The organism is Caproicibacter fermentans, from assembly GCF_009746625.1.
GTDB classification, from domain to species: Bacteria; Bacillota; Clostridia; order Oscillospirales; family Acutalibacteraceae; genus Caproicibacter; species Caproicibacter fermentans.
Genome location: NZ_VWXL01000004.1, coordinates 1 through 8334, shown reverse-complemented (window position 1 = coordinate 8334; position 8334 = coordinate 1). Strand labels below are relative to the sequence as shown.

Below are 8334 nucleotides of genomic sequence, written 5' to 3'. Positions count from 1 at the left end.
CATAATGTACGCGACACTAAAACGGCTTTACGACTCCGGTCGGCTCCCGGAAGAGAATTTGAAAAAAGCGATTCCGCTTGGCTGGATTACCGCCGACGACTACAAAACGATCACCGGCGAAGAGTACACCGCATAGCCGTCCCACATGGGGCGGCTAAAATTATACCCGGAAAGGATGATTACAGTGACCAATCAGCAGATCAACGAGATTATCAAGGCCCTTGCATACGGAGAAACGCCGCAGCAGATTGCCGACGCGGAGGGCGTGACCGTAAGCGACGTTCAACAGGTCCAGCGTGATTATGCTATGGAGATTGACTATGAGCGCCAAACGTTACGAAAGGTGGGATATATCCATGAATGAGAAATGGATTGACGTATCTGCCCACAACGGCGTAATTAGCTGGCCGCTGGTTTCCCGGTTCGGCATTAAGGGCGCGGTGATCCGGGCCGGGTACGGGAACGATGTCAGTCAGACCGACAAACAGTTTCAGCGCAACATGGAGGGCGCCATTGCCGCTGGCCTGAAGGTCGCCGTTTACTGGTTCGGGTACGCGGATTCCGTCGCCGACGCACGGAAAGAGTGGGCCGTCTGTAAAAAGATCATCGAGCCGTACCGAAAACATATTCTGTTTGTTTGCTACGACTACGAGTATGATTCGGTCAACTATTACAAGCGGGTCCACGGTGCTGCGCCGGGAAACACGCTGATTAACAGTATGGTCGGTGCTTTCCTCAGTGCCGCCGGTGCGGACGGCTACAAAACGGCCCTGTACACCAACAACGATTATCGGCTGCACGTCTTTACGGCGGCGACGCTTGCCGCGGCGGATTATCTCTGGCTGGCGGACTACTCCGGGGCCCCTGACGTACCCTGCACGATTCAACAAACGGGCAGCTCCGGGACCGTGCCGGGAATCAATGGGCGTGTGGATATGAATACCTTATTTGCGGCGATTGCACCGACGGCCGTCCAGATCGACACGACCTGCGACGTTACGATAGAACACGGAAAATATTACACCTTCAGGACAAACTGCAATCAGCAGCCGACCGTAACCGTCGGCACGGTGGGCGTTGTCGGCCTGATGCACTGCCGCCGGGAAATGGACGCGGATTTCTGGCACCTGTGCGCCGTGGGGGAACCGGGGAGCGAGACGGGGATTTACACGGCCGCGCCGGGGGAAGCGCCGACGAAAAGGTTCGTGGTGAAAGTAAAATAGGGGGCCATATGATGGAAAAAGCACGTTCATTCTATTTCCTGGCGCTGTCTGTGTTCTCTGCCGTGGGGGCGGTGCTTACACAAGCACTCGGAGGGTGGGATTCGTCTTTGCAGACTCTGGTCGGGTTTATGGCTGTGGATTATATCCTGGGTGTGATAATCGCCCTGGTCTGGAAAAGCTCCCAAAAGTCAAAAGACGGGTCATTTGAAAGTGCCGCAAGTCTGAAAGGGCTTTTCCGAAAAGGCGGAATATTGGCGATTGTCTATGTGGCGGTCAGGCTTGATTTGATTGTCGGCAACAGTGGGTACATTCGCACCGCGGTTATTCTTTTCTTCATTGCAAACGAAGGCTTTTCGATAATCGAAAACCTTGGGATTATGGGACTCCCGATGCCGGCCGCGATTAAGAACGCATTTGCGGCCATCAAGCGGCAAGCAGAAAGCACGAAAAATTAGAGCCGGGGATAAAACCCGGCTTGCCCCATATATGGGGCAGAAAGAAGGAAAGATTTATGGATCAGAATACACAAACCCTCATGATCGTCCTGGGCGTTGCAGTAATCTTCGCACTGATAACCGTCGCGGCCGTGAAATTCGGCACGAAGAAAAACGCCGTCGCAGCAATGGGCAAGGTCTTAACCGGCCTCGGCTATGCTCAGTCGGTAGCTACGGCGATCACGCCGTTCCTGCCGGGCGTTACCGGAACAGTAATCAATAAGGTGCTGGCATATGCCCAGCAGGCCGTGACACGCGTGGAAGCTACATACAAGGCGGCACTGGTCACCGGTTCCGCCGCGAACGATACCCGGACGGCAGAAGCGACTAGTCTGATTAAATCCGCGCTGGCGTTGGAAGGTATCGAGGACACGGCGCAAATCGATAAGCTTATTAATACCGTGATCCCGCTGCTCGTCCTCGCGCTGCCGAAGACACATACGGAAGCGGATGGTAAAATTACCGCCCCCGCGGATTCCACACCGCAGACAGCCACACAGGCGCAGTAAACCGTATAGACATGACATGGCCCCGTTGCTCTCCATCTCAGGGAGTAACGGGGCCTTTTTATTTTCCACGGTGGGATAGATTCACCACGGAGTGGACATGACAAAGGCTCTAGGATTACTCCGAGAGCCTTTTTTAGATTTTTTTCTCAGTTAAAAAGCTTCACAACCATTGGGATACAATTAGTATTCCAATGTTCATTTGGAATCCGATAAAAATCGCCTATTCTATGGAGCCCAAGAGCAGGCTTTGAATAAAAATCTTCTGCGGCGGGGTCTGCACATAGAACTACGTATCGTATACCAAGCTTTTCTTCGTTAAGTTCGGTAGCCAATACAGTGGCATATTTTACAAGATCAGTACCGACTCCACGTCGCTCGCATTCGCTACTAACCGCAAGCTCAGAGATCTCGAAAGCGCCTTCACCTAACTCGTGTCCCTCACCATCATCCATTAAGAAGCTTGAAGCCTTAAAAGTAATAAATCCTAATATGCGTATCGGACTCGCATTATCATCCGACTCCACCATTATGTAAGTGGTGCCTCTACCGGACAGCTGATCCGAAATGGCACAAAACCTAATGTAATCCTCGTAATGTCCCGGATTGTCGCATGATTCGGGGTTGACCTGAAATTTCCAAGTCAACCCCGAATCACCGGAACATATTTTTCTAATCTCTGTCTGCATTATTTTTTACGACGATACTTAGCTATATCAGCCTTGAATGCATCCAATTTCTCTTTGGAAATCGGCGGGATTTTGTCCTCTTTTCCGTTTGGGACAATTACCTTGTACACATAATTCGTGGCTACTGCTGACATAGTATCATCCTCCTTACGCTTTTGGACCTCTCCATTATGATCCCTTTTGCGCATATTATTAGCCCCCAATTTTAGCATCAATAAATTGTTGACTAAAATATATGCGGCTATGCGAACGGATAAGAACTTCTTATCTGCTAAACCCAATCATACAACGGAAAGTATCGGAAATCAATACAAAAGTATCGAATTTGCAAATTTTATTTGACAAATCCGATTTTGAGTGGTATTATAACCTACCGCCTTAGAAGCATTTCCTGTTCCATATATCGACGCTTTTGTACCTGGATTTGGCCTTTGCAGGCTAATTTTTATAAAGTATTTGTCCCCCTCGGCTTAACACCGAAGGGGCTTATTTTTTACCCGTCGGTTATCCGAAATTTTTCATCTTTCCCCCGAACGTTGTCAAATCCTGTAGTATAATATCAATTAACGAATATTGCAGGAGGGACAACAATGAAAATCGAAAATTTGAAAATGCTGGACAGAAGACTTCGCTTAATACCTGATCCCCTCGGCAGGGGATTCCAAACACTTAAAAAGACATTTGACGAATGGGCCGAAAATTACGGTACATCCGTTACGGAACTTTATAACCAGTACATGGCGTGGAAGTGGAGAAAGTAGTTTAGCCGATCCTGAAGGTAATCCCGAAGTAATCGCCCATTGCAAATAGTTTCGGATACGTTGGTGCCTTGTCACCCGCACCAGCTCCGGCGCGAGAATTTGCAGAAACGACACCGCCCCAACCTGACGTCCCATGCCGAACATGCTGCCGCTTTTGAATTCGAAAGAGCTGGGAGCAATGAAGTCCTTAACGGAGAGGCCGGATGGGGCCAGCCAATCCCACGAAAAACGGAACTGCTCCGGCGCGTCCATGCGGAAAATGTCGTGCAGCAGCCGCAGACGGTCCGCGCCATTCAAAGAAGCGGATGTTACACCGAGATGTTTGAAGTTATTGAGAATGTCGATCTCGATACGCTCCAGCCGGGGTTTAGCCGCTTTTAGGCTGTCCGCTTCGATACCAAAAGTCAGATACTTGGTCTTGATCAGGCCGTTGTTACCTTTGGCAAGCTGATTCCGAAGCATCTCCGTGTACTCTGAGCGCAGGCTGTCGAAATCATCGCCCTGCGGCGGAATGGTAATGCTTTTCGCAAAGCTGTCCCGCGTCGCGGAGAGGTTCAGGAACGAGAGCTGAAATTTAATAGAGCTGTCAAAATAGTTGAGAAAATCGCACCAGCCCTCAAAAATGGCGGTCTTGTCCTCGTTCTGGTTGAGCTGATAGTTGATGTCCTGAAACTGAACGGTTTTCGTGTAATAGCTGTCGGTCACACGGCAGATGCCGTCCGGGAACATGCGCTCAAATGGAATGCTGTCCTGCGCCGACTGCTTTTTCTTATCGGTCTGCCGCGCCCTTGTGACGGCGGCTTCGATCTGACGCCTCTCGGCGCGGGACAGGGACCGATTCATGGCTGGTCTTTGCTTTTTTACCGACAATCTGACGCACCTCCTTGTCTAATTTGCTTTGCCGCGCGAGCACGGCGTAAAAATTGTTAGTCTGATAGGGCCGCTGCTTTGGCCGGAGAAACAGCACACGGGCAATGTTTCGGACGATTTTTTCCATCGGCAGGCCGTTTTTCTCATAGACGCCCATCAAGAAAAACGGCAGCATAACGAGCACCATGCAGAGGGAAGCGGCTCCGGCGCTGAACCCCGCAGGCCCCTTGAGCAAAAAGAAAAGCGGTACGCCAACCAGCGCTCCGCCGCTGAAACAGACAAGCTGCCGTTTCGTTAAATTGAACAGGACCTTCGTTTTTACTGCTGTCAAGTCCTTGGGGACAGGAACATAGGCCATTTATCGAGCCTCCTTCGCCGTCGCAGGTTTTTCATGCGGTTCAGGCGTAGGGCCGGGTGCTTTTCGGAGCTGTTCCAGCACGGACGGTTTTTCCTTCTGTTCATAATCCCGGAGCGCGTCCTGCTTGTCGAACACCTCGTCGAGCGCAAAGCTGAAATCACTCAGATCTTCCGTGCGTTCCAGCCATTTGTCCGCGACGACCTGTAGAGGATTTTCAAACAGAAGAAGATAGTCGACTTCCTCCGGTTCAAATCCGTGACTTTCGGTCAGATAATAATGGGCGTCCTTAATCGCGGTGATCTCGCGGGAGGCATCAATCAGTTCCGTTTTGTTTTTTGCTTCCCATGCCGTTTGAAACGCCAAAAAGTTGGCGTCCAGGCGGTCAAGAAGTTCCTGTAATTTGTCCTGCATTGAAATATCACCTCCATCAATGCGCGTTGAAAATGGATTTTGCAAGGCTTCCGGTTTTGAAAAGGGTAAAGCACAGCAGCACCGTGTAGCCCATGCACGTCCAGATCGCCTTGCTGATGTCCGTACTCACGCTGATGCTTTTTACAAGAACGGCGTAAATCGCCACGCAGACGATCATGAGAAAGCCCTGAAATCCGAGCGCGAACAGGGAGCGAAGATAGTTCTGCCCCATGCCGCCCGATTCCCGGTTGAGCATCGTAGCCATCGGGATCGGTGCGATGGATGTGGCTAAGTAGATTTCGATCATTCTCCCGTACACGATGATGAAAATGCAGATCGTGAGCGCCCACATGGTAAAGCCCACGAAAATACTCTGGAACCACAGCCCGAACAGGGGGCCGAGGTCCATTGCCATGAGCCGTGTCTGAAGGTTTGCCGTGACGGAGCTGATGTCGATGGCCGTGTCAGAGACGATGATTCCCGCCGCGCTGTTGACTACGCTCTGCGCCACGTCGAATATGCCCATGACGATGTTCCATGTGTTGGTCACGATGAGGATGGCGCAGGCCGTTTTGAAAATCCACTTAAAGAAAACAGCGCTTTCGATGTCGTGAAAATTGTTCTTGTCAGTGATAATCTGAATCAGCTCCAGCGTCATGACGAACGCGAGAATCAGGCCCGCGATGGGCATCATGACGTTTTCGGACGGTGTCCGGATCATGTTGTAAATGCCGGTGTTCCACGCCTGCGGCGTCGTTCCTACCTGAGAGGCGATCTGCCCGACCTGACTGTTTACGTTGTCGAACATGCCCGACAGGTTGTTCATGATGCCGCCGACGAGTATTTCTTTCAACCATTCGGTAATCTGCTGCTTGATGAAATCCAAGTGGCATCACCTCCTTTTCCACCGCCTGTTTTCACCATGAGGCGGTACGAACGGTAACTAACGCGCCTCATGGGACACGGACCGGGACTTTTCGGCGGCGGGTGCGGATTTTTGCTCCCGCGCGAGTTTTTCGCTGAGAGCGTGGATGTTCTGCTGAACGGAGGGTTTCCGCTGCGCCGATTGTTCCAGCGCGGTCAGACGGAGAAGGGCTTTCTCTACGCTCTTTTTCATGGAGGACAGGCAGGACAGTTCCGCTCTGAACGGAGCTTCCAAAGACTTTGCCAGCTTTCCCATAGGCTTTGCTTCGGCAGCAGCTTCGTTTCCCATCAGCGTCTGGCCCATATTCTTGATGTGTCGCCCGGCCTCATGGTACTCCGCGCTCACGGTTTCAATTTTATCCATCGCTGATTTGTCAGCCCAAATGCTTTTATCCAACTCCGTGCGCATGGTTTCCAGCATGGGCCGCAATTTGAAAAAGCGGGTGATATTATCCAGCGCGGAAATCCCTTTTTCCCGAAAAGCGTCCACGGCGTTTTTGCAGCCGTCGATCACGGCCTGTTTTGTTGCATTCAGCCGGTCACGCACAACTGCCACGCTTTTTTCCATAGCCGCGCCCGTATTTTGCAGAACGGCTTTTACGGGGTGGCCCTGTTTCTGTGCCGCGCTGAGTTCCCGACGCAGCGCGGCCAGCTCCGTGACCGCTGTGTCGAGCTGGCGCTCCATCGCGTTTACTTGATTAAAAACGGCAAGCAGGTCCTTCACGGCAGGCACACGGTTGGCTTCCATGATGGCTAAAAGCTCCTTGACATACTCGTTTTCCAGCAGCGGTGCGGCAATGGTTGCCGTGTTTTCCATACGATCAGCTCCTTTCCCGCGCCCCCGGAAATGGGGGCGCGGAGAGTTTTGCATTGATATCAGCCGAACAGGTTGGAAAGCAGCGGAACCAGCGTAATGCCGATCAGGGCCACGCCGCCGCCCGCCATGAGCTGTTTAATCCCTTGCGATTTCGCTCCCGGATTATCGTTGCCGTAGCCTTCCAAAAGGTTGATTGCGCCCCAAATGGCAAGGCCCGCGCCGAGGGCGATCACGAGGGTCTGGAGAACGCCGATTGCGGAATGAAAGAAACTCATAATATTACCTCCATTTTTAAGTTGTATCTATGAAAAAAGCCGCTATTCTGCGGCTTTCGGGTCCCCGGAGAGGTCAACGGAATACGTGTTGAACACATCGTCCGGTTTCGGTTTTAATCTGGTGGACAGAAACCTCTCGATATGGAAAGCGTTGCGGGGGTCGTAATCGGACAGGTACTTGTAGTTCGGATGCTTTGTGATGTCGTACTTATCCGAAAGGAAGGGGCGGACGCCGCTAAGCTGGAGGATACATTTGCCTCCGTCGAGGACAGACAGCTCATCGACCGAAGCTAAATCCTTTCCTAATTTTTGATAATTGAGGCTGTGGGAGACTTCGCGGCCCCGGCTTTCGCCGGTATTGTAGGTGTCGATCGTCTCTTTCCCAAGTGATTCGGTCAGTTCTTTTAAGGTCGTGCGTTCCTTGCCGCCGAGGAAAATGGCGCTGTCGCAGTTGCCGATAATCGTGTCGGCGTTGTCTTTGTACAGAGCCTTGAGCTGGCTCTGTGCCTGCAAAACAAGGCAGGCCGAAATTTCACGGCTGCGGATGGTGGCAATCAGCTTTTCAAACTTAGGAATCTGTCCGATGTTGGCAAATTCGTCAAGCAGGCACCTGACATGAACAGGCAAGCGCCCGCCGTACACGTCGTCAGCCTTTTCGCACAGCAGATTGAAAAGCTGTGTATAGGCCATCGAAACTAAAAAATTAAAGGTGTCGTCCGTATCTGAAATGATGATGAATAGGGCGGTTTTGCGGTCGCCCAGCGTGTCCAGCTCCAACTCGTCGTAGGCTGTCAGATCACGCAGCTCCTGAATGTCGAACGGGGCCATTCTTGCGCCGCAGGAAATAAGGATCGATTTTGCTGTTTTGCCCGCCGCCAGCTTATATTTCTTATATTGCCGGACAGCGAAGTGATTTGGTTTTTTCTTTTCCAGCGCCTCAAACATGAGATCCACGGGATTTTTGAATTCCTCATCATCTTCCCGGACCTCCGAAGCGTTGATAAAC

At 51.6% G+C, this 8334-nt stretch carries 13 protein-coding genes and 1 pseudogene; 5 read left to right on the top strand and 9 right to left on the bottom strand.

All coding sequences use genetic code 11. The features are described from left to right. The first annotated feature begins 4 nt into the window (after positions 1-4). Genes CAFE_RS00855 through CAFE_RS00835 form a run of 5 tightly spaced genes read left to right on the top strand, consistent with a single transcriptional unit; the run spans position 5 to position 2226 of the window. Positions 5-136, top strand: a complete 132-nt coding sequence (locus tag CAFE_RS00855; protein WP_156989525.1) for an XkdX family protein — start codon at positions 5-7, stop codon at positions 134-136. A 48-nt stretch (positions 137-184) separates the two neighbouring features. Next, positions 185-364, top strand: coding sequence for a hypothetical protein (locus tag CAFE_RS00850; protein ID WP_156989523.1), 180 nt, complete (start codon positions 185-187; stop codon positions 362-364). Next, positions 357-1223, top strand: a complete 867-nt coding sequence (locus CAFE_RS00845; RefSeq protein ID WP_166525035.1) for a GH25 family lysozyme — start codon at positions 357-359, stop codon at positions 1221-1223. The genes CAFE_RS00850 and CAFE_RS00845 overlap by 8 nt, the downstream gene beginning before the upstream one ends. Before the next feature lie 8 nt (positions 1224-1231). Next, complete coding sequence (locus tag CAFE_RS00840; RefSeq protein WP_233452653.1) at positions 1232-1678, top strand: phage holin family protein; 447 nt, start codon at positions 1232-1234, stop codon at positions 1676-1678. Positions 1679-1734: 56 nt separating this feature from the next. Continuing rightward, complete coding sequence (locus CAFE_RS00835) at positions 1735-2226, top strand: hypothetical protein (RefSeq protein WP_156989521.1); 492 nt, start codon at positions 1735-1737, stop codon at positions 2224-2226. A 146-nt stretch (positions 2227-2372) separates the two neighbouring features. Here the strand turns inward: CAFE_RS00835 and CAFE_RS00830 are convergent, their stop codons facing one another. The 9 genes and pseudogenes from CAFE_RS00830 to CAFE_RS00795 form a co-directional block, all read right to left on the bottom strand. Then, complete coding sequence (locus CAFE_RS00830; protein ID WP_156989520.1) at positions 2373-2912, bottom strand: GNAT family N-acetyltransferase; 540 nt, start codon at positions 2910-2912, stop codon at positions 2373-2375. Next, entirely contained in the window at positions 2912-3046 is a 135-nt protein-coding gene (locus CAFE_RS20270; protein WP_267901492.1) for a hypothetical protein, read from the bottom strand. The genes CAFE_RS00830 and CAFE_RS20270 overlap by 1 nt, the downstream gene beginning before the upstream one ends. 708 nt (positions 3047-3754) lie before the next feature. Then, positions 3755-4516: pseudogene (locus tag CAFE_RS00825) on the bottom strand (VirB4-like conjugal transfer ATPase, CD1110 family); the annotation flags it as partial. Continuing rightward, positions 4443-4901: a PrgI family protein gene (locus CAFE_RS00820; RefSeq protein WP_156989519.1), complete on the bottom strand. Its 459-nt coding sequence runs from the start codon at positions 4899-4901 to the stop codon at positions 4443-4445. The pseudogene CAFE_RS00825 and the gene CAFE_RS00820, both read right to left, overlap by 74 nt. Beyond that, on the bottom strand, positions 4902-5312 hold the full coding sequence (locus CAFE_RS00815; RefSeq protein WP_156989518.1) for a hypothetical protein: 411 nt from the start codon (positions 5310-5312) through the stop codon (positions 4902-4904). A gap of 16 nt (positions 5313-5328) precedes the next feature. Next, on the bottom strand, positions 5329-6138 hold the full coding sequence (locus CAFE_RS00810; protein WP_413814408.1) for a VirB6/TrbL-like conjugal transfer protein, CD1112 family: 810 nt from the start codon (positions 6136-6138) through the stop codon (positions 5329-5331). A gap of 117 nt (positions 6139-6255) precedes the next feature. Continuing rightward, positions 6256-7053 (bottom strand): DUF6674 family protein, encoded by a 798-nt coding sequence (locus CAFE_RS00805; RefSeq protein WP_156989516.1) that lies wholly within the window; start codon positions 7051-7053, stop codon positions 6256-6258. Positions 7054-7112: 59 nt separating this feature from the next. Further along, positions 7113-7328, bottom strand: a complete 216-nt coding sequence (locus CAFE_RS00800) for a Maff2 family mobile element protein (RefSeq protein WP_013485766.1) — start codon at positions 7326-7328, stop codon at positions 7113-7115. Positions 7329-7370: 42 nt separating this feature from the next. Beyond that, positions 7371-8334 (bottom strand): VirD4-like conjugal transfer protein, CD1115 family (locus CAFE_RS00795; RefSeq protein WP_156989515.1); only part of this gene is annotated, 964 nt, incomplete at its 5' end.